Origin of the sequence: Dyella jiangningensis, assembly GCF_003264855.1 — a bacterium.
Taxonomy (GTDB): Bacteria; Pseudomonadota; Gammaproteobacteria; order Xanthomonadales; family Rhodanobacteraceae; genus Dyella; species Dyella jiangningensis_C.
The window spans coordinates 216,075-240,085 of sequence record NZ_NFZS01000005.1; the positions used below are offsets into that span (position 1 = coordinate 216,075).

General features: G+C 67.5%; 21 protein-coding genes. 3 read left to right on the forward strand and 18 right to left on the reverse strand.

Translation table 11 applies throughout. The features are described from left to right. Positions 1-3 precede the first annotated feature (3 nt). Positions 4-1,977: a serine hydrolase domain-containing protein gene (locus tag CA260_RS18915; RefSeq protein WP_238149837.1), complete on the reverse strand. Its 1,974-nt coding sequence runs from the start codon at positions 1,975-1,977 to the stop codon at positions 4-6. Positions 1,978-2,161: 184 nt separating this feature from the next. Further along, the gene (locus CA260_RS18920) at positions 2,162-2,908 is read right to left on the reverse strand and encodes a CPBP family intramembrane glutamic endopeptidase (RefSeq protein ID WP_172461917.1); all 747 of its coding nucleotides are present in this window, start codon (positions 2,906-2,908) and stop codon (positions 2,162-2,164) included. A gap of 226 nt (positions 2,909-3,134) precedes the next feature. Between CA260_RS18920 and CA260_RS18925 the strand changes: the two genes are divergently transcribed. After that, on the forward strand, positions 3,135-3,584 hold the full coding sequence (locus tag CA260_RS18925; RefSeq protein WP_191983780.1) for a hypothetical protein: 450 nt from the start codon (positions 3,135-3,137) through the stop codon (positions 3,582-3,584). Between the two features lie 89 nt (positions 3,585-3,673). On the opposite strand, the gene hrpB is transcribed toward CA260_RS18925, so the two are convergent. From hrpB to gspE, 12 genes are all read right to left on the reverse strand, one after another. Further along, positions 3,674-6,298 carry an ATP-dependent helicase HrpB gene (hrpB, locus tag CA260_RS18930; protein ID WP_111984693.1) on the reverse strand — a complete coding sequence of 875 codons (2,625 nt, stop codon included), beginning with the start codon at positions 6,296-6,298 and terminating at the stop codon, positions 3,674-3,676. Positions 6,299-6,407: 109 nt separating this feature from the next. After that, positions 6,408-8,786, reverse strand: a complete 2,379-nt coding sequence (gene gspD, locus CA260_RS18935) for a type II secretion system secretin GspD (RefSeq protein ID WP_111984623.1) — start codon at positions 8,784-8,786, stop codon at positions 6,408-6,410. A 3-nt stretch (positions 8,787-8,789) separates the two neighbouring features. Then, positions 8,790-9,521 (reverse strand): general secretion pathway protein GspN, encoded by a 732-nt coding sequence (locus CA260_RS18940; protein ID WP_111984624.1) that lies wholly within the window; start codon positions 9,519-9,521, stop codon positions 8,790-8,792. Then, complete coding sequence (gene gspM / locus CA260_RS18945) at positions 9,518-10,144, reverse strand: type II secretion system protein GspM (protein ID WP_111984625.1); 627 nt, start codon at positions 10,142-10,144, stop codon at positions 9,518-9,520. The genes CA260_RS18940 and gspM overlap by 4 nt, the downstream gene beginning before the upstream one ends. Beyond that, positions 10,141-11,307 (reverse strand): PilN domain-containing protein, encoded by a 1,167-nt coding sequence (locus CA260_RS18950; protein WP_111984626.1) that lies wholly within the window; start codon positions 11,305-11,307, stop codon positions 10,141-10,143. Before CA260_RS18950 ends, gspM begins: the two co-directional genes overlap by 4 nt. A 160-nt stretch (positions 11,308-11,467) precedes the next feature. Then, positions 11,468-12,331, reverse strand: coding sequence for a general secretion pathway protein GspK (locus CA260_RS18955; RefSeq protein WP_111984627.1), 864 nt, complete (start codon positions 12,329-12,331; stop codon positions 11,468-11,470). Next, entirely contained in the window at positions 12,328-13,008 is a 681-nt protein-coding gene (locus tag CA260_RS18960) for a prepilin-type N-terminal cleavage/methylation domain-containing protein (RefSeq protein WP_338065748.1), read from the reverse strand. The genes CA260_RS18955 and CA260_RS18960 overlap by 4 nt, the downstream gene beginning before the upstream one ends. 20 nt (positions 13,009-13,028) lie before the next feature. Continuing rightward, complete coding sequence (locus CA260_RS18965; protein WP_111984629.1) at positions 13,029-13,460, reverse strand: type IV pilus modification PilV family protein; 432 nt, start codon at positions 13,458-13,460, stop codon at positions 13,029-13,031. Continuing rightward, positions 13,457-13,963, reverse strand: a complete 507-nt coding sequence (locus CA260_RS18970) for a GspH/FimT family pseudopilin (protein ID WP_111984630.1) — start codon at positions 13,961-13,963, stop codon at positions 13,457-13,459. Before CA260_RS18970 ends, CA260_RS18965 begins: the two co-directional genes overlap by 4 nt. Before the next feature lie 4 nt (positions 13,964-13,967). Next, positions 13,968-14,393, reverse strand: coding sequence for a type II secretion system major pseudopilin GspG (gene gspG, locus CA260_RS18975; protein ID WP_111984631.1), 426 nt, complete (start codon positions 14,391-14,393; stop codon positions 13,968-13,970). A 32-nt stretch (positions 14,394-14,425) separates the two neighbouring features. After that, the gene (gene gspF / locus CA260_RS18980) at positions 14,426-15,643 is read right to left on the reverse strand and encodes a type II secretion system inner membrane protein GspF (protein ID WP_111984632.1); all 1,218 of its coding nucleotides are present in this window, start codon (positions 15,641-15,643) and stop codon (positions 14,426-14,428) included. A gap of 189 nt (positions 15,644-15,832) precedes the next feature. Next, positions 15,833-17,566 carry a type II secretion system ATPase GspE gene (gene gspE / locus CA260_RS18985; RefSeq protein ID WP_111984633.1) on the reverse strand — a complete coding sequence of 578 codons (1,734 nt, stop codon included), beginning with the start codon at positions 17,564-17,566 and terminating at the stop codon, positions 15,833-15,835. 323 nt (positions 17,567-17,889) lie between these two features. On the opposite strand from gspE, the gene CA260_RS18990 reads away from it, so the two are divergent. Continuing rightward, positions 17,890-18,678, forward strand: coding sequence for a TatD family hydrolase (locus CA260_RS18990; RefSeq protein ID WP_111984634.1), 789 nt, complete (start codon positions 17,890-17,892; stop codon positions 18,676-18,678). Positions 18,679-18,808: 130 nt separating this feature from the next. Here the strand turns inward: CA260_RS18990 and CA260_RS18995 are convergent, their stop codons facing one another. The 3 genes from CA260_RS18995 to CA260_RS19005 all read right to left on the reverse strand — a co-directional run bounded on the left by CA260_RS18995 (position 18,809) and on the right by CA260_RS19005 (position 21,461). Beyond that, a complete protein-coding gene (locus CA260_RS18995; protein ID WP_111984635.1) occupies positions 18,809-19,342 on the reverse strand; it encodes a pseudouridine synthase in 534 nt (177 codons plus the stop codon). Positions 19,343-19,388: 46 nt separating this feature from the next. Continuing rightward, entirely contained in the window at positions 19,389-20,276 is an 888-nt protein-coding gene (locus CA260_RS19000) for a class I SAM-dependent methyltransferase (RefSeq protein ID WP_111984636.1), read from the reverse strand. Between the two features lie 279 nt (positions 20,277-20,555). Next, positions 20,556-21,461, reverse strand: coding sequence for a LysR substrate-binding domain-containing protein (locus tag CA260_RS19005; RefSeq protein WP_111984637.1), 906 nt, complete (start codon positions 21,459-21,461; stop codon positions 20,556-20,558). Positions 21,462-21,556: 95 nt separating this feature from the next. Here CA260_RS19005 and CA260_RS19010 point away from each other — a divergent pair, with 95 nt between their 5' ends. Continuing rightward, a complete protein-coding gene (locus CA260_RS19010; protein WP_111984638.1) occupies positions 21,557-21,748 on the forward strand; it encodes a hypothetical protein in 192 nt (63 codons plus the stop codon). A 53-nt stretch (positions 21,749-21,801) separates the two neighbouring features. On the opposite strand, the gene CA260_RS19015 is transcribed toward CA260_RS19010, so the two are convergent. After that, on the reverse strand, positions 21,802-24,006 hold the full coding sequence (locus CA260_RS19015; RefSeq protein WP_111984639.1) for a beta-glucosidase: 2,205 nt from the start codon (positions 24,004-24,006) through the stop codon (positions 21,802-21,804). Positions 24,007-24,011: the final 5 nt, after the last annotated feature.

Below are 24,011 nucleotides of genomic sequence, written 5' to 3' on the forward strand. Positions count from 1 at the left end.
GGGTCACCTCACCTCGTCGTAGACATATTCATGCTGGCCATCGCGCAGGGTGAGCTTGCGGCTGTCCGCCGTGCCCGACACCACGAACTCGAAGCCGTCCGCCCCGGGCGAGATGGACACGAAGGACAGCGAACCATCGTCGTTCTTCCGCGAGGCCATCTCGCTATGCCACGCGCCGAAGTCGAACACCGTGGACTTGCCGTCGTGCGTGACCTGGATGCTGCCCACCGCCGGATTGCGATAGCTGGCGGCGAGCCTGGAGGATGCCGCAGCGTCCGCGGGCACGGTAAGGCGTTTGCGCTCCGCGGCGACTTCCGCCTTCAGGCGCTTTACGCCGGCATCGATATCGCCCTGCGCCAACGGCCTGCCATCGAACAGCACTTCGAGCAAGCGCCGCTGGAACGGACCGCGAATGGATGCGCCGGCATCCGCATTGGTGAGGATCACCGCGCCCACGCCCTGCTGTGGCAGCCAGAGCATGTCGGAATGGAAACCGGCGAGATCACCGCCGTGATGCACCACCGGCACGCCCCAGGTGTTGTCGACGATCAGGCCCATGCCATAGGTCGCGGTAGTGCCCAACGCCACATTGGGCTTGCGGCGTTCCAGCAGCGCTGCCTCGGAGACGTAGCGCGAACCATCCGGCAACAGGCCGCCGGCCAATTCCATTTGCACGTAGTGCAGCATGTCGGTGACCGCGCTCCACGCCGCACCCGCGGGCCGGGCCGGACGGATGGAATCATTGATGCCCATCCCGGCCACGGCCGTATGGCCGTCCACATCCAGTCCGTGCGGCGTGGCGTGGTTGCCGAGCAAGGCGCGGTCGTAGTCGAAGGTCGTCTGCTTCATGCCCAGGGGGTCGAACACCTGCTTCTGCATGGCCAGGTCATAGGCCGCGCCCAGCTCCATGTCGGGGTAGAGCACATGCGCGCCCATGTAGCCGGCGGCCGCGGCCATCAGGTTGGAGTACTGGAACAATTCGCCGAACCTGCTGGTCGGCTGCATGCCGGCCAGCGACTTCATCACCGTTTCCGGCGTGGCGTTGCGGCTGTTGAGCACCCATTCCATGTCCTGCCGCGGCATGCCGGTGCAGGCGCAGATCAGATGGCGGATCAACACCTGCTTCGTGGTGTCGGCATCGCCCAGCTTGAACGAGGGCATCACCTGCACCACCGGCGTATCCCAATCGAACTTCTTCTGGTCCACCAGCCTGGCGAGCATCAAGGTGGTCAGCGCCTTGGTGTTGGAGGCGATCATGAACAGGGTGTCGCCATCGATCGGTTCGGGCCTGCCGATTTCACGCACGCCCAGCCCGCCGACGTACACCACCTTGCCGTGATCGATCAGGCCCAGTGCGATCCCAGGGACGTCGTAGGCCTTGCGTGCGCTGTCCACGAAGTTCTTCAGCGTATCGATGCGTTCGGCATCCAGCGGATGCGCCTTCTTTCCCGCGAAGCTTTCGCGCTTGTAGCCCTTGGGCAGCAGCCGGTCCGAAATCGCGCGCAACTGCGAGCTGCGTTTTTCGCCCACTGACATGGCCACGTCGTAGATCAGCACGGTGAATTGCTTGGCGTGCCGGTAGGCAATGGCAAAGACCGAGCGCTTGTCGTTGGCCGACGTCTCATAGTCATAGACGCGTACCTGGTCCCAGTTGTCGCGTGGCGCGCTGTCGGTAGCGACCTGCAGCGGCCAGGTCTTCGCTGGCGTATACGCCTTCCATGCTTGCGCGACGGCGGCATCCGCATCGGCCGCCTGCACATCCACCAACACGACCTGCGAACCTGATTCGGGCGGTTCGAGGGTGACCTTGTTGCCGCTGGCGTGCATCGCCCAGTCGGAAGGCACGACGAATTGCGTACCGGCCGACGTGGTCTTCGGCGTGTCCGCCTTGACCGCGGCATTGGGGGCGGGCATGGCTGCCACTGTCGGCATGACCCACAGGATCAGGCCAAGGCATACGAGACATCGCAGCAACATGGAGCACCTCGCGGATAGAGGAAACGCTCGACTGTCGACTGCGCACACGAACCAGAACCGCTCGCGGCGAAGCCGGTAACGCTGGTGGTCAAGGGAGTCTACACGTGTCGGGAAGAGTTGCCAGTGCGTCTGCCGTGATGCCGCGGGTGACGGAAACGTTGCAGCGTCTGCTGCCGTCATCCGCTCAAGCGGGCTCGACGCGCCTCACTCGAAGCAACCCGCCGCGCTTCTTTCGGATACGCCAGAGCACGACCACGGCGACGATGGCGCACACGAGGCGCAGCAGATTGTTGATCCATCCCCAGCCGTTGCTTGCACTCGACAGATCGAACACGCTCCACGCCGCATTGAGCGAGCAGTGGAATACCAGGCCGCTCCACAGCGTGTATCCATCCAGCGCATCGAGCACGGCGAAGACCATGCCACCCAGGCATGTCATGCAGAACACGGTGAGCGCCTGGTCGCTGCCACGCATGACGAGTCCATGGATCGCGCCGAAGCACAACGCCTGGACCATGCACGCCAGCACCGCTGGCCAATGCAGCCCGCGACGCGGAAAGATGAAGCCGAAGCCGCGGAACACCAGCTCTTCGGCGAACGGAAACAGCAACGCGGTGAACAGCAGTCCGCGCAGATCCAGATCCGCGGATATCGAGCCGGCGATGGCGCTGCTGATCCAGAACGGCAACGTGCTCAACAGCACGAGGCAAGGCGCGCGCCATCCGGGCGAAGCCAGGCCAAGCAGGCGTGCAACCGGAATCCGGACCGCCGCGGGCCTGAGCGCAAGCGCTGCCAGCACGGCAAGCAACACCGCCAGCAGGTTATCCATGCTCGAACCCGCGTAGGAAGACAGCGGCAGGCCCGGAATCCTGACGCCGAGGCTCGCGGCGATATCGCGCACGGACAGCGCCGCGACCAACACCAGTACCACCAGACATCCTCTTCCTGCAGCCAGAAAACGATTCCGCTGGGGCATGTTCCCTACTCTCTGCAGGTGGGCTTGCCGCCCTCGGCGACGCCTCACCTTAGCATTGCCTTAGCTCCCGATGACGCAGCTTGCTGCCATGTAACTGGAACCGTGGCGATCGAAATTTTTTTCAGTACGCATTAAGCGCGGCAAGCCGAGCATCAGCGCCGAACCCACGGAGGTAAGTGTCATGAGCAAGCGCGTGATGGGCAGTCGAGTACTGATGGGCCTGGCAGTCGCCGCGATGGTGGCGGCGCCCATGGTCGCCTCGGCCCATGATGGCTGGGGGCGCGATAACGGTTACCACCGCGGCTGGGATCGCGGCGGCTACGGATATCACGACCGTGATGGCTGGCGCCGCGACTACGGGCATCACGACGGTCACTGGAGCGGCGGCAGGTGGATCGCCGGTGCAGTGGTCGCCGGCGCGGTGATCGGCCTGGTGCAGAGCGCGATGGCGCCGGCGCCGACCTACTACGCACAGCAGCCGACGGTGGTCTACCAGGATCCGCCGGTGGTCTATCGCCAGCCGCGCACCGTGGTGTACGAGCAGCCCAGGACGGTGGTCTATGAAGAGGCGCCGGTGCAGCCCGGCACGGTCGTCTACGGCTCGGCCTACGGTGACGACGACGGCAATTGATCCGCGCCGTTGCGCAGTGGCCTGAAGGAAAAGCCCGGCATTCGCCGGGCTTTTCTGCTTGAGCGGGCTTGCGGCAAAGCAGGCAGCGCTCAGGTGCCGCGGGGCTTGGCGCGATGCGTCGGCGCCGCGGTCCAGGGATCGTCCGGCCACGGGTGGCGCGGATAGCGGCCTTTCAGTTCCTTCTTCACCTCGGGATAGGTGCGTTCCCAGAAGCCCTTGAGGTCCTGCGTGACCTGGATGGGGCGGCCGGCCGGCGACAGCAGGTGCAAGGTCACCGGGATGCGCCCGTTGGCAATGCGCGGCGTATCCGCGAGGCCGAACAGTTCCTGCAACTTCACCGCCAGCACCGGCGGTTCGCCTTCGGCATAGTCCAGCCGGCGATTCATGCCGCTGGGTACGGTAAGGCTTTCGGGCACCTGGGCATCGAGCTGCCGCCGTTGCTCGTAGTCGAACAGGCTGCCCAGCGCCTGCGAGAGTTCGTCGGCGCCCAGTGCGCCCAGGCTGCGCTTGCCGTTGAGATAGGGGGCCAGCCAGTCATCGAGCGTGTCCAGCAGGGCGGCATCGGAAACATCGGGCAGGCCGAGCTCCGGCATCCACGCACGGAGTGCCTGCATGCGTGCGCGCAGGCGATGGGCATGCTCGCTCCATGGCAGCACATCGATACCCTTCGCGCGAACCGCGGCAAGCAGCGCCGGCAAGGCATCCTCGGGTTTCACCGGCACGCTGCGGCGATCGAGCACGATCGCGGCGTAGCGTTGTTCCTCGAAGGCTTCGACGGCCTGGCGTTCCTCATTCCAGCGCAGCACGCGCTCGCGCCGGAACTGCGCGGGATAGTCGCGTTCCAGCACGCGCGGATCGATGGGCGCGGCGGCGAGGATCAGGCTGTCGCGCGCCTCGAAGCGCAGGTCCAGCGCCACCAGCCAGGGTTCGCCGTGCAACGCGGTGCTCTCGTGCAGGCGCGCGCCACGACCGTTGGCCAGGGTGTAGCGCAGCGGGTTGCCATCGTCGCGACGCGCGACGCGATCGGGAAAGGCATGCAGCAGCAGGTCGCCCACCGCATGGCTGTCGGGCACGCCGCTGGCCGCGCTGCGTACGTCGAGGCGGCGACGCCAACCCTTGCTCGCCTGCTCGATCGCCGCGAGCGCACCCGCATCGGCGCCGGTGCGCGCGCCGGCCGTGTGGCGATCGCGCCAGGCATGCAGCGCGTTGACGCGCGCGCGGAAGTCGTCGGTGCGCGCCTGCTCGCCGCGTAGCGGCGAGCGCGCTTCCATCAGTGCGAGCAGGTCCGCGACCAGCGCGCGCAGCTCCGTTGCCGCACGCAGCGCCGCCGCGCCAAGGCGCGGCGTGGCGCCCAGTTCCAGCATCTCGCGGCCGAGCGCCGTGATGCGCCCATCGGTCGCGAGCGCGCCGAGTTGCGTGAGCAGGTCCCGCCCCTGCGCCAGTGCGCCGGCTGGCGGTGCATCCAGCCAGGGAAGCTCGACGCCGCTGCCGGCAGTGATGCCCCACGCGGCGAGCTCGAGCGCAAGACCGGACAGCTCGGCCTGCACGATTTCCGCGGTGCGCGATGGATCGAGCCGCCTGCTCTGCGGCCACAGCCGGTACGCGGTGCCTTCAGCCACGCGGCCGGCACGGCCGGCGCGCTGGTCGGCGGAGGCCTGCGAGATGTTCACCGTTTCCAGCCGCGTGAAGCCGGAGTGGGGATCGAAGCGCGGCTCGCGCGCGAGTCCGCTGTCCACCACCGAACGAATGCCCGGCAACGTCACGCTGGACTCGGCGACGTTGGTGGCGAGCACGACGCGCCGCGTGCCCGGCTCGGCTGGACTCAGTGCCGTCTGCTGCTCGGCCAGCGAAAGCTCGCCATGCAGCGCGACGACCTCGATCTCTCCCCTCTCCCTTTGGGAGAGGGGTCGGGGGTGAGGGTTCGGGGACACCGAAGCGCTACGCTCCGACCGCACCCTCTCCCCCAGCCCCTCTCCCAAAGGGAGAGGGGGGTGATCGAGGGGTGCTTCGAGGATGGATTGCGTGCGGGCGATCTCCCGACGCCCAGGCAGAAACGCTAGTACGTCGCCATCGTTCTCCTGCAGGGCCACGCGAACGACGCGCGCCAGATGATGCTCGGTGCTTTCCTGCACGCGCGCCGGCGGATACGCCACTTTCACCGGAAAACTCCGGCCGGGACTGCTGATGCGCGGCGCATCCAGCCACTGCGCGATGCGCTCGCCGTCGAGCGTGGCGGACATCACGACGATGCGCAGATCCGGCCGCAGCGTGCCCTGTACATCGAGCGCGAGGGCGGCACCGAGGTCGCCGGCGAGATGCCGCTCATGGAATTCGTCGAACAGGATCGCGCCGATGCCGGTGAGTTCGGGATCGTCCTGTATCAGCCGTGTGAGGATGCCTTCGGTCACCACCTCGACACGCGTGGCCTTGCCCACTCTCGCTTCGAAGCGAATGCGGTAACCGACCGTGTGCCCTACTTCTTCACCCCGCTGCTGCGCCATGAACTGCGCCGCCGCACGCGCCGCGATGCGCCGGGGCTCGAGCATCAGGATCTTGCCGTCGCCCAGCCAGGGCTGATCGAGCAAGGCGAGCGGCACCTGCGTGGTCTTGCCCGCACCGGGCGGCGCCTCCAGCACCAGGCGAGGGTGCGCGGCGAGCGAGGCGCGGATCTCCGGCAACAGCGGCGTGATGGGGAAGGAAGGCAATGCACTCATCGCGCCCATGATAACGGCGCGCTGGCAATGACGAGGGCTGTCGGCACTCCGGCAGTCGCCGGAGCGCCTGCGGAAAGGTCGTCATGCCCTTTCCGCAGGCGCAGCACGTTCAGTGGGTGGACGGCGGCGCCTCGCTCGCCGCACGCAGCGGCGCCAGCGATTCGAACTTGCGCTGGTACTCGTCCGTCACCTGCTTGGCTTCTTCGCTGCTGGTGATGACGCGCGGCGTGATCAGCACGATCAGCTCGGTGCGGTTGCGGTTGTGGTTGGTGGTGCCGAACAGGCGGCCGATGACCGGCACGCGGTTGAGGCCAGGAACGCCGGTATCGGTGTTGCCCTCGTTCTGCTGGATCAGGCCGCCGAGCAGCACGGTCTGCCCGCTCTGCACGGCGATCTGCGTGCCCACCGCGCGCTGCTGGATGGTGAAGTTGCCCTGCGAGTTCGCCGCGCCGGTGGTGTTGCTCACCTGTTGCTGCACGTTGAGGTACACCAGTCCGCCCGGGTTCACGCGCGGCTGCACGTCGAGGATCACGCCGGTGGGCACATAGCTCACGCTGCTCGCGGTGGAGCCGGCCGTGGTGGCCCCCAGGCCGGTCACGATCGAGGTCTGGTTGATCGGCACCTGGTCACCAACCTGGATGTGTGCCACCTGGTTGTTCAGCACCACCAGCGACGGTGCAGACAGTGTCTTGGTGTTGCCGTTCGTTTCCAACGCGCGGACGGCCACCTGCAGCTTGCTGTTGCCGCTCAGGAAGGAATAGAAGAGCGGCTCGCCACCGTACTGGTTGCCACCGCCACCCAGCGCTCCTTGATGGCGCATGCCCGGGTAGACCGAGTCGGCGCCGATGAGGTTGCCACTGCTGTCGTATTTGGGCGTGCTGTTCGCCAAGCCCTGCAGATACCACTGCACGCCGAACTCGAACTGGCCGGTGAGATCCACCTCGAGGATGCGCATCTCGATCTGTACCTGCAGCGGCACGTTGTCCAGGCGCTTGATGGCCTGCTCGATCTCGGCCCACTGCGACGGCCGCGCACGCACCAGCAACTGGTTGTTGGAATCCACCGAGCTGATGCGGATGCTGCCGTCTTCGGAAGTGTATTGCGCGCCCGCGGCGTTGCTGTTGCCGCCGTTGGCGTTGTTGGCATTGCCGAGCGCGCCGGCTGCCCCACCGCCGGTGTTGCCAAAACTGCTGCCCGTGTTGCCGAAGGCATTGCCCGTACCGGTGCCGCTGGTGGTTCCCAGGCCACCGGCGCTGCCGAAGCCGCCGCCCACGCCGTTGACGCCAGTGCTGCTGCCGAAGCTGCCCGCCGTGCTGCCCATGCCGCTGGCCGAGCCATTGGCGTTCTCACTGGTGCCCAGCGTATTGCTGGTAAGACCCGGGCCGACCTTGCCGTTGTTGGCGCCGCCCGCGCCACCGCCGTTGGTGTAGATCTGCGCCAGGTACTGCGCCAGCTCCGACGCCTTGATGTTGCGCACGTCGTACACGAACAGGTTGGGCTCGTTGCCGCCGCCGCGATCGATCTTGGCGACCCAGTCACCGACTTCCTGCAGGTAATTGGGCTGTGTGCTGATCACCACCAGCGCATTGGTGCGTTCGATCGGAATGAAGCGCAGCATGCCGGCCAGCGGCGTGTCGCCCTTCGGCCCGAAGATCTGGTCGAGCTGCGGCATCAGCTCGGCGACGTTGGCGTGCTGCAGGCTGAACACGCCCACCGACATGCCGCGCAGCCAGTCCACGTCGAAGGTGCGGACGGTGCGCTGGTAGTTGTCCAGTTCCGACGGCGTGCCGGAAAGCACGATCAGGTTGCGCGACGCATCCACCAGCAGGATGGAATCGGCGCGCGCGAACGGCTTGATCAGCTTCTGCATCTCGTTGGCCGAGATGTAACGCAGCGAGAACAGGCGCGCCTGCAATCCACCCTGCGGCGCCACCGCGTTGAGGCTCGGCACGAGGTTGCCGGCGACCGCGTCCTTGGCGGGCATCACCACGTAGTGCCCGTTCTGCATGACCAGCGCGTTGTTGGTCCACGACAGCAGCGTCTCCAGGATGGGAATGGCCTGGCTGCTGTCCACCGGTTCGGCGGTGGAGAAGGAGATGTTGCCCTGCACGCCCGGGACGATGGTGTAGTTCTGCTTGAGCAGGTCACCCAGGATCGCCTTGACCACCGCCTGCACGGGCTGGTTTTCGAAGTTGAACGTCACCGCGCCGTCGCCGCTGGCCGCCTTGCGCGGCTGAGCCAACCCGGTCGCGCGAATGAACTGGCCGCTGCCGCTGTTCACGTCGGGGCGCGGGACCACCGCGCTTTCCGCATTGCCGCCGGCATTGAGGGGCAGGGGCTGCGGCACCGGCTTTTCCGTGCCGGCCATGGCCTCGCGTTGCAGCGCCCCGTCGTCGTGCTGGGGCGGCAAGCTCTGGCAGCCGGCAAGCCACATCGCCATGGCAAGCGTGCCGATGCGGTGAAGCCGCGGTGTGCGGTGGATGGTCATGGCTCAGTGTGCTCCCTCGGGGTTCGCTGCCTGCTGTTGGGCGCGACGCTTTTGGATGGCTTCTCGCAGCGCGCGGAGGCGGTCCGCCTGCGTGCTGTTGGGTTGATCGGGCGCCGTGTTCGCGCCGGCAGGGGGCGCACCCTGCGGCTTCACCGGCCCGATCATCATCTGCATGCCGCCGGCCGGCGCCGGCGACGGCGGGTTGTTCGTGGCGGCCTGCGCCGGTGCGGGTGGCGCCGGCGTGTTCTTGGGCATGTCGATCGGTGCGCCGGCCGGCAGTTCCAGCTCGGTGCGTCCGCTGGCCGATTCGAAGACGGCCGCGCGCGGCTTGAGTTCGACCAGGCGCCAGCTGCCATCGGGCAGCGTTTCGCCCTGGCGCACGCGCACTTCGCGGTCGCCGCTCTTGTCGTGCAGCAAGGCCATGTGCAGCGCAGGCGTGACGATGATGCCGGTGAGCTGCATGTCGCCGAGGCTGGCGCCGCCGCTGGCGGTGCGCAGGCTTGGCTTGCGATCGGGGCTGAACAATGGCTGCTGCCATACCGCCGAGAACTGGGCCAGCGGTACCGGCGCAGGAAGACCCTGGTCGTGCGTTTCAGGCAGGGGCGCGGAAGCGCGTGGCGCACCCCAATGCACGCCACGGCCCATGCCCGAAAGCAACAGCAGCAGGGCGAGACCGAACACGCCGGCGATGGCGCCGAGCACCGGGGTCAATCGGCGTTGCGCAGCGGCGTTCATGGCGCCTCCTGCGAAGCTTCACCGCCGGCCGCGCGCGGCTGGCGCACGTAGCCCGACAAGGTGAACTGCACTTCCAGCGGCGCCGTGTTCTGCTGCAAGGCCGCCACCGGATTGCGATAGATGCTGAGGTCGTCCACGAACAGGTAGGGCGTGCCCTGCTCCAGGTCGTGCAGCGTCTCGGCCAGCGGCTGCACATCGCAGCGCAGGCTGATGCTCACGGCCACCTTGCGATAGGGCTCGTCGGCTGCAGCCGGCGGGTTGGGCACCGGCATCTTCTGCGTCACGTCGCAGGCGCCGCCCGGATGCGCCGCCACCGCGTCGACCACGCGCTGCATCAGGCCGGCGGCGGCGGCGTTGGGATCGTCCTCGGGGAGGAAGGCATGGCTCGCCGCCTGCCCCGCACCCATCGCGGCGAGGCGTTGCTGCAGTTGCGGCTTCTCGGCGATGGCGGCGGCGAAGCGCGAGTGCGTGTCGCGCAGGTCGTCCATCTCCCCATGGATGGTGCGCAGCGGCGCCACGAACCACCAATGCAGCAAGGCGAAGTACGCGATCACCAATACCACCAGCAGGAGCAGCACGGCCGCGATGCGGCTGTCGCGCGGCTTGAGCGCCGTCATCTTCATGGCGTGCCTCCGGCCGGCGTGGGCTTCGGCTTGGCGTCCGCGGGTTTGCGCAGCTGCGCCACCATGTAGAAGCGTTCCTTGCCGGTCGACGGATCCACCTGGATGGTGCCCTGGAAATTCGCGTCGGTGATGACAGGCGAGCCCTTGAGGGCGTCCACCAGGCGCGCCGCCTGCGGGCTCTGGCCCTGGAAACCAACCTGGCCACTGTTGTCGATGCTCAGGCGCTCCAGCCACGCCGTGGTGGGCAGGCGCTGGCTGATGTCCTGCAGCACGGCCAGCGCGGAGACGGTGCGCGACTTGCGCTGGGCCAGGAAACCTGCGGCGCCGGCGTTGTCCTGCAGTTGCTGGCGCAGCGAGGCCACCTGCTGCGCTTCGGTGCGCATGCCTTCCACTTCGCCGCGCATCTGTTCCAACGCCGCTTCGCGGTTGTGCAGGAACTGCAGCAGCGACAGCACCAGCAGCACGATGGCAGCGACGCCCAGCGCGAGATTCAACCGCTGTCGCGGATGCTGGCGGCGCGGCACCTGGTCGGCAGGCAGCAGGTTGACGCCCAGGCGATCGTTGCCGCTGGCCACGTCCACCGCATCGACCTGCAAGCCCGACGATGCGAGCCGCGCGAGCAGCGGATCGAGCGTGGTCCTGGGCACCACCACCAGCTCCGCCGCGAACCGTCCGGCAGGTGCGCCCGAGCGCAATTCGCGCACGCCATAGCGCACCTGGTCGACGCGGAACGGCGTCTGCCGGTCCATTTCGAAGGCGCCGATCTGCTGCAGGTTGTCACGCGCCGCCACCGGCAGGTTGAGGCGCGGCCGCAGCACATCGGCGGCATCGAGGCATAGCGCGATGCGCAGGTCTTCGCGATCCACGCCACGCAGGGCGTCATTGAACGCCACCTGCTGGCTGGCCGCGTCGAGCTGGCTGTTCCAGCGGGCCAGCGGATAGATGTCGCCCGCACGGCGCAGCGTCCAGTCCTCGCCGTCGAGGTGAAGCAGATGCCAGGCGAGGCCGCCGCCGAAGCGCGTACGCCAGCTCGCCGGCAACAAGGCGACGAGTTCGCCGCCCCACCATCCCAGGAAACGCGGCACGGGCGACGCTCGCCATGCGCGGCGCACCCGGTCCAGCTGCAATTGCAACGGCTGCGTAGCCCCGGAGTCTGTTTTCATATGCCAACTGCCTCGCGCCGGGATCTCTTTGCGCGCAGGACAAGGAAGAACGAAAGAGCGTACGTCGGTACGCGACCGAGTGATGACGCCGTCCTGTGGGCGAACAGGCCCGGCCCACAGGGTTGCGCGAGGCAGTTGGCATATGAAAACAGACTTTTTGTCATTCCCCGTCTCCCTCCTGCCAACGCAGCACCGCGTAAGGCAATGCGCCCGGGCGTACGCCCTGTAATCGCACCGTCGCCCGCAGTATCGCGCGCGTGCCGTCGGCCAGCGTGGCCTCTGCGCGAATACTATGCGTTACTCCCTGCATCGCAGCCAGCGCGGGTTGCGGTTCGCCCGCGGATCGGGCCGCCACCAGGGCCTGCGCCTGCTCGGGCGTCATGCCGGGCACGGCAGCGAGCGCGAGCGGCTGCGCCGTGGCGGGGTCCGGGCTCTGCCGACCGGACCACAGGGTGACCTGCGGCGCCAGCGTGCGATAAAGCGCCGGCTGCATGCCCAGCACCATCTGCAGTTCTTCCACGGTCGCGAACGGGCCATGCCGCGGACCGTAGTCGCGCCCGGCCTGGGCATAGGTCGCATTGGGCACGTTGCTCGGCGGCGCGGCGCTGAAGGTGCGCCAGTCGACCACGTTGCGGGTAAGCGACTGGGCATCGTTGTCCGACAGGCCGGCCGCCTTGAACAGGTTCTGCAGCACGTCCGGCGAGGCCGCATTGAGGTCGACCTTGCCGTTCTCGCTGACGATGCTCACCTTGACCTTGGCGCCGTCGAAGTCGAACGGATAGACACGTCCGTCGGGCATCCAGCGTTGCTGCAGCTGCGGATCCTGCAGGGCGTAGATGGCGCGCATCAGGCCGGCCTCGGCCGCGTAGTGCGCCTGGGTCTGGGCGAACTGGTAACGGGCCTGCAGGCCTTCGGTGCGCGCAAGCATCGCGTAACCGCCCACCAGGATCGCCAGCAGCGTGCACGCCCACAGCACCACCAACAGGGCCACGCCACGTTGCCCACGGGCCGGGGCGCGGTTCATTGCACGCCCCGACGCTGCAGGCCCTGCAGCAGGTCGATCTGTCCCTGCATGGCCGAGGCATCCACGCGCAGCGGCGCTTCGAGCCGCGGCCATGCCGTGGTCCCGTCCAGTTCGAGCGCGATGCGCACGATGCGCGGCATGCTGCGGCTGCCGTCCCAGCGATCCTGCCAGTCGCCTTTCGTCTCCTGCGTGTCCGCCGCGCGATAGCTGAAGCTGCCGTTGCGGATGTTGTCGAGCAGCACCTCGGGTTCGCCCAGCGGGCGCGGCGCGCTGCCGTCGGGAGGCATCAGCGCGAAACTCGCCTCCAGCCGCGAGCGGCCCTTGCCATCGGACACCAGCTTCAGTTGGTGCAATTGCGGCCCGAGCCGGCCCAGGTAGCCCGGCAACGGTGCGACGAAGCGCAGTTCGTGCGCATCGCCGGTGAAGAACAATGGGTCGCCCTTGTCGGTATGCGCGATCGCCACCGCCCGTGCCTGCGCCAGCTCGCGCCGCAGGAACTGTTGCGCCGAACGCACTTCATCGAGCCGCTCGATCGACGCCTCACCCGAACGCACCGCATGCGTCGCCGTGCGCACGCCCGAGTAGATGCCGAGCAACAGCAGCGTGAACAACGCCAGCGCGCCGAGCACTTCGAGTAGGGTGAAGCCCTGCTCCGCCGACGCAGTCCCCATAGGCATGACCGCTGCGCATGGCGTCGTCATGGCGTTGCCGTGGTGGGCGGGCCAAGCAGCCGCAGCGTGCTGAAATGCGCGGAGCGCTCACGCAGGCGAGTCCCCCAATAGACATCGAGGTCGAGCTTCACCATGCGCATCGGATTGGCGGCCAGCTCCGGCGTGGCCAACTGCGCGGGCACCTGCGCCCGCGGCGCCGTCCACGGGGTCACCACCAGGCGCCAGCGGTAGTGATCGTCGAAGCGACCTTCGCTGCTGCCCGCGCGAAGCGGCGTGGTGATATCCACGGTGTCGAGCAGGCTGCGCGCCCACAGCGCCGCCTGGCTGTGATCGTCGGCGTTGCGCGTCAGCGCGATCGACCCGCCCGCGACCTTGAGCAGCGCGCTGAATGCAATCGCCAGCAGCAACGTGGCCGCGATCACCTCGAGCAGGCTGAAACCACGCACGCGATGCTTCATTTACGACCGCTCACGTCGGCCACGCTCACCGCGCCGGTGAGCCATGATACGTTCACCCGCCACTGGCGCTGGTTGCGTTGCAGCGTGATGTGCCCGCCGGTGGAACTGCCATCGGGGAAGAAGCGGATGCGCCCGGTGGTGGCGCTGACCTGGTCTTCCTTGGCGCTGGTGATGCCGATACGCATGCCCGTGGGCAGCCGCACCACTTTGCCGTCGTCGGCGCGATAGGTGTTGGCGCGCGTATCGACATCGAAGGTGTGCTCGTTGCCGTGCACGATGGCCTGCGTGCGCGTGGCCCGCAGCGCAGCGGCGAGTTCGCCGCTGGCCGCCGCCACGCGCGCACTCGCCAGGCCCTGCGTCACCGACACCGCGACGGCCGCCGCCGCGATGCCGATCAGCAGGATCACGGCCAGCATTTCCAGCAGGGTGAAGCCACGCGAACGCCCACCCCGACCGATGCCACGGTCAGGTGATGACGGTACGGGTGGCGATGCCGCCGGCATGTTGTTACTGCCAGTTGCCCACGTCGGCGCTGTAGCCGTCGCCGCCGGGCTTGCCGTCCTGGCCGTAGAAGATCAGGTCGAAGCTGCCGTGGTCGCCCGGGTACTTGTAGCCGAACTCATGGCCCCACGGATCGTGCAGCTCCGACTCCTTCGCATACGGGCCCTGCCAGTTCCGCGCATTGGCGGGCTTGGTCATCAGGTCCTGCAGCTGCTGCGGCGGCGAGCCGTTGTCCAGCGCGTAGTTTTCGATCTTCTGGCTCAGCGTGGTGAGCTGCGCCTTGCCCGCGCCGTACTTGCCCTTGTCCACGTTCTTGCCGACCTGGGTCACCACCACCGCGCCGATGATGCCGATCAACACGATCACCGCCAGCATTTCCAGCAGGGTGAAGCCGCGGTTGGCGTGATGGGGGCGGAGTGTCCGTTGTCGCATGGCGTACCTCGTGGTCGTTCGATGGAAAAGGGTCATTGGATGTTGCTGGTGAGGCTGAGCAGCGGCAGCAGGATCGCCGCCATGATGATCGCGACCATCACGGTCATCACGATGGTCAGCGCGGGCACCAGCGCAGCGAGCAGGCGATCGATCGCGCGACGGCTCTCCAGCTCGAACGTGTCGGCCACCTTGAGCAGCATGGTGTCGAGCTGGCCGGCCTCCTCGCCCACCTGCACCATCTGCAAGGCGAGCCGCGGGAAGCGTTGCGACTGCGCCAGCGCCAGGCTGAGACCGGTGCCGCCCTTGACCTGTTCGGCCGCCTGTTCAAGCGCCTCGTCGAGCGCACGGTTGGCGGTGACCTGGCGCGCGATGCCGAGCGCGGAAAGCAGCGGCACGCCGTTCTTCAGCAAGGTACCCAGCGTGCGCGCGATGCGCGCCGTCTGGATCTTCAGCAGCAGCGGACCGACCACGCGCATGGTAAGCAGACGCGCATGCCACGCCAGCAGCATCGCCGGATCGCGCAGCCGCGCACGCACGATCAGCACACCGAGCACCAGCAGGATCACCAGCGCCCACCACCAGTTTTGCAGCACGCTGCCCACGACGAGCACGGCCTGCGTTATCCAGGGGATCGGCACCTGCATGTCTTCGAAGATCGGCACGAACTGGGGCACCACGTAAGCCAGCAGCAACAGCAGCGAGCCAAGCACGCCGACCATCAGGAACGCCGGATAGATCAGCGCGTTGATGATGCTGCCGCGCAGTTGCTGCGAGCGCTCCAGGTAATCGGCCAGGCGGCGCAGCGTGTCTTCGAGCGAACCGCCTGCTTCGCCGGCGCGCACGAGGCTGATGTAGAGCTTGGGAAACACGCCGTGCTCATCGTCCATCGCCTGTGACAGTGGCGTGCCGCCACGCACGCGATCGCGCACGCGTTCGATCAGTTGCTTCGCCCGCTCGCCTTCGGGCAGATCCATGAGGATGCCGAGCGCGCGATCGAGCGGTTGCCCCGCACCGAGCAGCGTGGCGAGCTGGTGCGTGAACTGCGCGAGCTGGTCGCCGGTGAACGGGCCGCGACGGAACCATGCCGCAAGGCCGCTGCCGCCGGTTTCCGCGTCGGCAGCGCGTGCATCGAGCGGCGTATGGCCCTGGTCCTGCAGGCGGCTGACCACCTCGTCGAGGCTGCCGGCTTCCATCTGGCCCTGCAGCACTTCGCCCGACGCGGTGACGGCGCGGTAGCGGAACTGGGTCATGACGCAAACCACTTCCTCTCCCCACAGGGCGACGCGAAGCTAGTCCCGTGGGAGAGAGGACCGAGGTGAGGGGTGGGTGCTCGCGGGAAAGTGGCTAAGGGCGACACGGCAAGCTCGGACACTCTCGCGAGCACCCGCCCCTCACCCCAGCCCTCTCCCCGGTGGGGAGAGGGGGCAATCTTCGCGGCGTCAACCTTCCTGCGTGACACGCAGCACCTCCTCGATGGTGGTGATGCCTGCCACGGCCTTGGCGATGCCGTCCTCGTACATGGTGCGCATGCCTTCGACACGCGCGAGGCGTTCGATCTCTCCGGCGTCGGCGCGCTGCATCACCATGCGGCGCAGCGGGTCGGTCATCACCAGGAATTCCATGATCGCCTGGCGCCCGCGGTAACCACTGGGATTGGCGGCGCTGCTGCCCGGCTTCCACAGGCGGATCGGGCGCTCGTCGGTGTACTTGTGCAGCTCGAACTGCTCGATCACCTCGGGCAGCGCTTCATACGGCGTTGCCGTTTCCGGATCGAGGCGGCGCACCAGTCGCTGCGCCAGGATGCCGTTGACGGTGGAGCCGAGCAGGTAGTCCTCCACGCCCATGTCGAGCAGGCGCGTAATGCCGCCGGCGGCGCTGTTGGTGTGCAGCGTGGACAGCACCAGATGGCCGGTGAGCGCGGACTGGATGGCGATGCGGCAGGTTTCCAGGTCGCGCATTTCGCCGATCATGATCACGTCCGGATCCTGGCGCACGATGGAACGCAGCGCACCGGCGAAATCCAGCCCGATCTGCGGCTTCACCTGGATCTGGTTGATGCCCTCGATCTGGTATTCGACCGGGTCCTCGACGGTGATGATCTTGACGTCGGGCGTGTTGATCTTCGACAGCGCCGTATACAGCGTGGTGGTCTTGCCCGAACCGGTCGGGCCGGTGACCAGCAGGATGCCGTTGGGGCGTTCCAATACATCGACGAAGCGCTGCTGGAAGCTGCCCGTGAAACCCAGCGAGGCGAAATCGAACACCACCGATTCGCGATCGAGGATACGCATCACCACCGATTCGCCGAAGCTGGTCGGCACGGTGGAGACGCGCAGGTCCAGCTCCTTGCCCTGCACACGCAGCTGGATGCGGCCGTCCTGCGGCAGGCGGCGCTCGGCGATGTTGAGCTTGGCCATGATCTTGACGCGCGAGATCACCGCAGCGGTCGAACTGGCCGGCGGCGCCTCCACCTCATGCAGCACGCCGTCGATGCGGTAGCGCACCTTCAGGCGGTTCTCGAACGGCTCGATGTGCACGTCGGAAGCGCGCTGCTCCACCGCACGCTGCAGGATCAGGTTCACCAGCCGGATCACCGGCGCCTCGGAGGCGAGGTCGCGCAAGTGCTCCACGTCGTCCTCCACGGCGGCGCTGCCGTCGAGGTTCTCCACGATGGTACCCATGGCCGAACGGCCGGAGCCGTAATAGCGCTCGATCAGGTCGTCGATTTCCGAACGCAGGCCGATGCGCAGCGACACCGGCCGCCCTGCCGCCAGCTGGATCGCCTGCAGGGGATAGGGATCGGCGGGATCGGACACCGCCAGCGCCAGGTCGTCCTCGCCCACGCGCACCGGCACCACGTGCTGCTGCTTGAGGAAGCGCACGGAGATGTCGAGCTCGGTGGGCGGCAGCTCCGGCGCCTCGCGGGCGACCAGCAGCGGCGTCTGCAGCAATTCCGACCAGGCCTCGGCCAGGTCACGTTCGGACACCAGGCCCAGCCGGGCCATCAGCGCGGTGAGCGTGCCGTCGGGCGACTCCTCGTGGAGGCGGCGCGCACGCGCGAGATCCGTATCCTTCAGGCGCCCACGGGAAACCAGCAGCGCACAGACCGCCGCTTCGCGGCCATCCATCGCCGCCGCTTCCTCGTTGGCCGCCGGCTTTGCGACTGCCGACATGCGTCACCCCGCTTCAATCCAGTGCATCGGCACAGGTATCGCTCCCCAAAGCGACACCCATGAGGGCGTCATTGGTAGCACACCCATTGTCTGCCACGCGAGCACGGTTTCTCACCGAACGCCCTAAGTTCCGACCGCGTGCGAAGCATCACGTTCAATCCGCCAAAGGCTAGGCGAGGGGCATGACGGTTCCTTTGCTTACCCGCCCGGCATTCAGCGGCACGCCGGGCCCGCCCGCGATATCTTGCGGGATGCCCGGCCCTGGGGTTGCCACCGCGCCGCTGGCTGGGACAATGCATGCTTTGCCCCACTCCCCGAACCCCATGCAACTGATCGACATCGGCGCCAACCTCACCCACGAGTCGTTCCACCACGATTTCGACGCCGTGCTGGCTCGCGCCCACGCCCATGGCGTCGCGCGCCTGATGGTCACCGGCGCCTCGCGGGACGGCAGCACGCATGCCCTGGCGCTGGCGCAGGCGCATCCCGGGGTGCTCTACGCCACGGCGGGCGTGCACCCGCATCATGCAATCAACTACGACGACGCCACCGACGCGCTGCTGCGCGAGCTGGCCACGCACGAGGAAGTGCGTGCCGTGGGCGAGACGGGGCTGGACTACAACCGCAACTACTCGCCGCGCGACGTGCAGTTGGCCGTGTTCGAGCGGCAGCTGCAGATCGCGGTGGACGTGCAGAAGCCGCTGTTCCTGCACCAGCGCGATGCGCACCACGACTTCATCGCGCTGCTGCGCCGCTATCGCGACAGGATTCCCGGCGCCGTGGTGCATTGCTTCACCGATACCGGCGAGGCCATGCGCGATTACCTCGCGCTGGACTGCCACATCGGCATCACCGGTTGGATCTGCGACGAGCGGCGCGGCACCCACCTGCGCGAGCTGGTGAAGGAGATTCCCGCCGATCGGCTGATGATCGAAACGGATGCGCCGTATCTCCTGCCGCGCACGGTACGTCCCCAGCCGTCGCATCGACGCAACGAGCCGATGTACCTCAAGCACATCTGCGAGGAGATCGCGCGCGACCGTGGCGAGCCGGTGGATGTCACGGCGGCGAACAGCACGGCGACGGCGGCGGCGTTTTTCGGCCTCCACTGACACGCCCCCTGTAGGAGCGCACCCAGTGCGCGAAAAGCCTACGAAGCGCAGAAGCGGATCGCGACTTTGGAAGTGAGGAACGCCGTTGCGCTGCGGTCGCGCACTGGGTGCGCTCCTACAACGGCAGTCGTCAGCCGATGATGCGCGTCTCGCCGGGCGCCAGCCCATCTAGCGCATACGCCCCGATCCGCTCGCGGATCAGCCGCAGCGTGGGAAACCCGACTGCGGCCGTCATGCGTCGCACCTGTCGGTTGCGGCCTTCGCGCAGCGTGATGCGCAGCCAGCTGGTGGGGATGAGTTTGCGAAAGCGCACGGGCGGATCGCGCGGCCACAGCCACTCCGGCTCCACGGCCTGCTCGGCGCTGGCGGGTAGCGTCGGTCCATCGTTGAGCGTCACGCCGCGACGCAAGGCGGCGACGGCTTCGTCGGTGATCTGGCCGTCGACCTGCACCAGGTAGGTCTTGGGTTGCTTGTGCTTGGGATCGGTGAGCTTGTGCGCGAGCGCGCCGTCGTCGGTGAGCAGCAGCAGGCCTTCGCTGTCGTGGTCGAGGCGTCCGGCGGCGTACACATCCTTCTGGCGGACGTAGTCGGCCAGCGTAGGTCGGCCATCCGGATCGCGGAACTGGCAGAGCACGCCATAGGGCTTGTTGAGTGCGATAAGCATGCGGAAGCGATCCGCGCGCCTCGCGGCGCGTGGTCTTGCCCGGATGTTACGGCGAAGACGCGGCGGCGGGCTTCACGAAGCGCAGCGTCATGCGATCCGATTCACCGATCGCCTGATACTTCGCCTTGTCCTGATCGCCCAGCGTCAGCGTGGGTGGCAGCGTCCATACACCCTTGGGGTAATCCTTGGTGTCCTTGGGGTTGGCGTTGATCTCGCTCTTTTCCTCGAGCTTGAACCCTGCATCGGTCGCGAGCTTCACCACGTAGTCGGTGGGGAGATAGCCGCTGTCCTTCACCGCTTCGATGCTGGCGTTATCCGCCGCGCGATGGTCGACCACGCCCAGCACGCCGCCGGGTCGCAGGGCGGCGAAGAACGCCTTGAACATCTGCGGCGCGGTATCGGCTTCCACCCAGTTGTGCACGTTGCGGAAGGTCAGCACCACGTCGGCCGAGCCCGGCGCACCGAACACCGGCGCCTTGGGATCGAACTCCAGGATCTGCGCCTTGCCATAGTGCGCGGCGTCGGCGGCGAACTTGGCCTTCAGGCCGGTCTTGTCGCGGCTGGCCTCACCGTCGCCCGAGGGCTTGGCGATGGCGGCGATGTAATGGCCGTTGTCGTGCAGCAGCGGCGCGAGCACTTCGGAGTACCAGCCACCACCCGGGGTGATCTCGATGACCGTCTGGTCGGGGCGGATCCCGAAGAACTGCAGCGTCGCCTTGGGATGACGATAGACATCGCGCGCCTTGTGCTCGGGCGAACGCCAGTCGCCCGCCAGCACCTGGTCGAGCCGCGTCGCGGTGAAGTCGCTGGCCGTGGTCGGCGGCACCAGCCCGCCCGCCGGCTGGTCCTGCACCTGCGCGTTGGCCGGCGTGGAACTGCTGCTGCACGACGCCAGCAGCACCGCTGCCAGCCCCAGGATCACACGGCTTTTCATCGATTACCCCTAGAAGCGAACGTCAAAATGGCGTGTAGAGCATAGCGGCCCCAGCTTGCCGGCCACTACGTATACAAATGGTGGATGGACAAGCCACCTCCGCGGCGAGCAAAGCATGGGAAGCTGGAGGCAGGCTTTCTCACAGGACATGCATGTAGGAGCGCACCCAGTGCGCGACAGGCCTGCGAAGCGGTGACGCCATCACCCGGAAACGAGGAACCACCGTTGCGTCGCGGTCGCGCACTGGGTGCGCTCCTACAGAAGGATAGCGGGGTGGTGCTACGCCGTGACGCGTGCGGCCTGGGACATCGCCTCGGCATACTTGCCCGCCTCGCACAGCAGCCATTCGCGGAAGATGCGCAGGCCGGCGTGATCCCGCGCGTGCTCGGGGTAGACCAGGAAATAGGCTTCCGGGATCTGCTGGTAGCGATCCCCCAGCACCGTGAGCAAACCGGCCTCGACCAGCGGGCGCGCCATCACCATGCGCCCCAGCGCGACGCCCATACCCTCGAGCGCGCCGCGCTGCAAGGCATCGGTGTTGTCGAAATGCGCGACATAGCGGCCCGGCGGCTGTCCGCCGGTGGCGGCGAACCAGTCGGGCCAGCGGTCGCCCGGATCACCCAGCAACGGCCACCGCCCGAGATCATTGGGATCGGCGTCGCCCATGCGCGCCAGCAGAGCCGGCGAGGCTACCGGCGCGATCCATTCGCCAAACAACCGCTCGGTAACCAGGCCCGGCCACGGCCCGCGCCCGTAGCGCATGGCGGCATCCACCGGATCGCGCTCGAAGTTCACCAGCTCCACGCTGGACTGCAGGTTGAGCTCCAGCTCCGGATGCGCGGCGACCAGCCTTGCCAGGCGCGGCACCAGCCAGCTCGACATCACGCCCGGTATCGCGCTCAGTGTCAGCGCGTTTTCGCGGCGGCAGCGGAAACCGGCCATGGCGCGGTCGATGCCTTCGAAGTGATGCCCCACCGCTTCCAGCAACCGGCGTCCTTCGGCGGTGAGCTGCACGCCGCGCGGGCCTCGTTCGAACAGGCGTCGTTCCAGCCGCTGTTCCAGCTGCCGTACCTGATGGCTGAGCGCGCTCACCGTGAGGTTCGCCTGCTCGGCGGCACGCGACAGATTGCCCAGGCGGGCCACCTGCACGAACTGTTGGAGGAGATCCAGCGAGACGCGTCCCATTTGAATTTTCCTCAAGGCTGGCTTGCGAATATATCGCTTTTTCGCCCTATGGGAGGCGTCTATCTTGAGCTCCTGACGATACACGGGAGGATGTCATGAGCTCGCTCTGGACCAACCTGTTGTTCATGCACGGCCACATCACCGACCCGGCCCTGGCCCGGCGGTTGGCGGAAACGCCCAAGCCGCCGTCACGCCCTTCGGGCAAGCGGCTGCGCAACGCGAACATGGCGCGCGACCTGCAGCGCAAGGGCGCACCGGCGCCCCTCGCCCAAGGCGGTTGCGCCTGACGAATGTCCCCGCGGTACCGACCGTCGCCACCCAAGGGTGGCGACGGTAACGGTCAAGGCGTACCCGCCGGGAGCTGCAGCTTGACCGGCGTGCCCAGGTCTTCGGACGAACGGCCTTCCATCACGCTGTAGTCACCACCATGGATCACCCAGCCGTGTTTGGCCGCATCGAAGTCGGCCAGCAGGCGTTTCTCCAGCGGGATGTCGAGTTCGCGCTGCTCGCCCGGCTTGAGCGAGACCTTCGCGTAGCCGGCAAGCCGTTTCGACTTGGCGCCAGGCACCTGGACGTAGACCTGCGCCACGTCAGCGCCAGCGCGTGAACCGGTGTTGCGTACGGTGACCGTCGCATGCAGCTGTCCGTCGCGCGAGGCGACCTTCAGCGCGCCATGCTCGAACGTCGTATAGGACAAGCCATAGCCGAACGGGAACAGCGGCTTGAGGTCGCGCGACTGCAACCAGCGATAGCCGACGTCGGCGCCGTCGATGTTGTAGTCGACCGACTCCGGCGGCGTGCCGCCCGTGGCACCGGGAATCTCCGCGCGCGGCAGCTGCGACGCATCGCGCACCCAGCTCATCGGCAGGCGACCCGACGGGTTCACCTTGCCCGACAGCAGGTTCGCGATGCCGTTGCCCGCGTCGCCACCGGGATACCAGACCTCGAGCACGGCGCCCACCTGGTCGAGCCAGGGCAGCTGCACCGGCGCGTTGTTCTCCAGCACCACGACGGTGCGCGGGTTGGCCTTGGCCACCGCTTCCACCAGTGCGTCCTGGCCGCTGGGCAGCGCGAGGTCGGCCGCATCGAACGATTCGGCCGCCCACTTCTGCACGAACACCACGGCCACCTGCGACTTGCCGGCGAGTGCGGCAGCGGCGGCCACGTCGTTGCCATCCGCATACTGCACGTTAGCCTTCGGTGCCATCGTGCGGATGGCCTTGAGCGGCGGATACGGGTGATACATCACCGGGCCCGGCCACGTGGTCGGCGCCAGGCCCGGCACGGCATTGCCGCCCATCGCCGTCACCAGCGAGGAACCGCCGCCGGCCAGCACGCCCTTGTCCGCATGCGCGCCGATCACCGCCACCGATGCCAGCTTGCCGAAGTCCAGCGGCAGCAGGCCGTTTTCATTGCGCAACAGCACCGCACCCGCTTCCAGCGTTTCGCGTGCCACGGCGAGGTTGGCCTTGCTGTCGATCGGCGCCTTCTTCGCCGGATGCTCGAACACGCCCGCGGCGAACATGCTGCGCAGGATGCGCTGGACCATGTCGTCGATGCGCGCCTGCTTCACCTCACCCTTGGCGAGCGCCTGGCGCAGCGGCGCATCGAAATACACTTCCTTGTCGAACACTTCGCCGGCCGACTCCTGGTCGAGGCCGGCGTTCACCGCCTTGGCCGCGCTGTGCGCACCGCCCCAATCGGACATCACGAAGCCGGGATACTTCCAGTCGCGCTTGAGCAACTGGTTCATCAGGTAGTCGTTCTCGCAGGCCCAGTCGCCATTGAGCTTGTTGTACGAGCACATCACCGAACCGGGCTTGCCCCGTTCGATGGCGATCTCGAACGCGAGCAGGTCCGACTCGCGCATGGCCTTCTCGCCGATCTGCACGTTGATGGTGTTGCGCGCGGTTTCCTGGTCGTTCAAGGCGAAGTGCTTGATGGTGGAGATCACGTGCTGGCTTTCGATGCCGCGGATCGCCTCGGCCACGATGGTGCCGGCGAGCAGCGGATCTTCGCCCGCGTACTCGAAGTTGCGGCCATTGCGCGGATCGCGCATCAGGTTGATGCCGCCGGCCAGCAGCACGTTGAAGCCCTTGCTGTGCGCTTCGTTGCCGATCATCGCGCCGCCGCGATAGGCCACCTTGGGATCCCAGCTCGCCGCGGTGACGGGACCGGCCGGCAACGGCGTCGCGCTGTCGCCCGGGCGCATGCGGTCGGAACTCGCCACGCCCAGGCCCGCATCGCTTTCTTCCAGCGCGGGAATGCCGAGGCGCTCGATCGGCGGCACGTAACCCGCCGAGGCGATGGCGCCCTTGGGGAACGGCTTGTCGGAAGGACGATCCGGGCCGGCGTAATAGCTGCGGATCAGCTGGAATTTCTCGTCCTGCGTGAGCTGCGCCACCAGCATCCTCGCGCGCTCGTCGGGCGAGAGCTTGGGATCGGACCACGGCCGCGTCGCGGATGACTGCGCCACCGCCGCACTCATCCACGTACACAAACCCATCACGATGGCGCATCGCCATGCCGTCGCCTTGATCTTCATCCGCG

Bases quoted from the DNA above. Each gene is read 5' to 3' on its own strand.
- CA260_RS18915 (WP_238149837.1), bottom strand. From the start codon at position 1,977: ATGTTGCTGCGATGTCTCGTATGCCTTGGCCTGATCCTGTGGGTCATG.
- CA260_RS18925 (WP_191983780.1), top strand. From the start codon at position 3,135: ATGAGCAAGCGCGTGATGGGCAGTCGAGTACTGATGGGCCTGGCAGTC.
- hrpB (WP_111984693.1), bottom strand. From the start codon at position 6,298: ATGAGTGCATTGCCTTCCTTCCCCATCACGCCGCTGTTGCCGGAGATC.
- gspD (WP_111984623.1), bottom strand. From the start codon at position 8,786: ATGACCATCCACCGCACACCGCGGCTTCACCGCATCGGCACGCTTGCC.
- CA260_RS18940 (WP_111984624.1), bottom strand. From the start codon at position 9,521: ATGAACGCCGCTGCGCAACGCCGATTGACCCCGGTGCTCGGCGCCATC.
- gspM (WP_111984625.1), bottom strand. From the start codon at position 10,144: ATGAAGATGACGGCGCTCAAGCCGCGCGACAGCCGCATCGCGGCCGTG.
- CA260_RS18950 (WP_111984626.1), bottom strand. From the start codon at position 11,307: ATGAAAACAGACTCCGGGGCTACGCAGCCGTTGCAATTGCAGCTGGAC.
- CA260_RS18955 (WP_111984627.1), bottom strand. From the start codon at position 12,331: ATGAACCGCGCCCCGGCCCGTGGGCAACGTGGCGTGGCCCTGTTGGTG.
- CA260_RS18960 (WP_338065748.1), bottom strand. From the start codon at position 13,008: ATGCCTATGGGGACTGCGTCGGCGGAGCAGGGCTTCACCCTACTCGAA.
- CA260_RS18965 (WP_111984629.1), bottom strand. From the start codon at position 13,460: ATGAAGCATCGCGTGCGTGGTTTCAGCCTGCTCGAGGTGATCGCGGCC.
- CA260_RS18970 (WP_111984630.1), bottom strand. From the start codon at position 13,963: ATGCCGGCGGCATCGCCACCCGTACCGTCATCACCTGACCGTGGCATC.
- gspG (WP_111984631.1), bottom strand. From the start codon at position 14,393: ATGCGACAACGGACACTCCGCCCCCATCACGCCAACCGCGGCTTCACC.
- gspF (WP_111984632.1), bottom strand. From the start codon at position 15,643: ATGACCCAGTTCCGCTACCGCGCCGTCACCGCGTCGGGCGAAGTGCTG.
- gspE (WP_111984633.1), bottom strand. From the start codon at position 17,566: ATGTCGGCAGTCGCAAAGCCGGCGGCCAACGAGGAAGCGGCGGCGATG.
- CA260_RS18990 (WP_111984634.1), top strand. From the start codon at position 17,890: ATGCAACTGATCGACATCGGCGCCAACCTCACCCACGAGTCGTTCCAC.
- CA260_RS18995 (WP_111984635.1), bottom strand. From the start codon at position 19,342: ATGCTTATCGCACTCAACAAGCCCTATGGCGTGCTCTGCCAGTTCCGC.
- CA260_RS19000 (WP_111984636.1), bottom strand. From the start codon at position 20,276: ATGAAAAGCCGTGTGATCCTGGGGCTGGCAGCGGTGCTGCTGGCGTCG.
- CA260_RS19005 (WP_111984637.1), bottom strand. From the start codon at position 21,461: ATGGGACGCGTCTCGCTGGATCTCCTCCAACAGTTCGTGCAGGTGGCC.
- CA260_RS19010 (WP_111984638.1), top strand. From the start codon at position 21,557: ATGAGCTCGCTCTGGACCAACCTGTTGTTCATGCACGGCCACATCACC.
- CA260_RS19015 (WP_111984639.1), bottom strand. From the start codon at position 24,006: ATGAAGATCAAGGCGACGGCATGGCGATGCGCCATCGTGATGGGTTTG.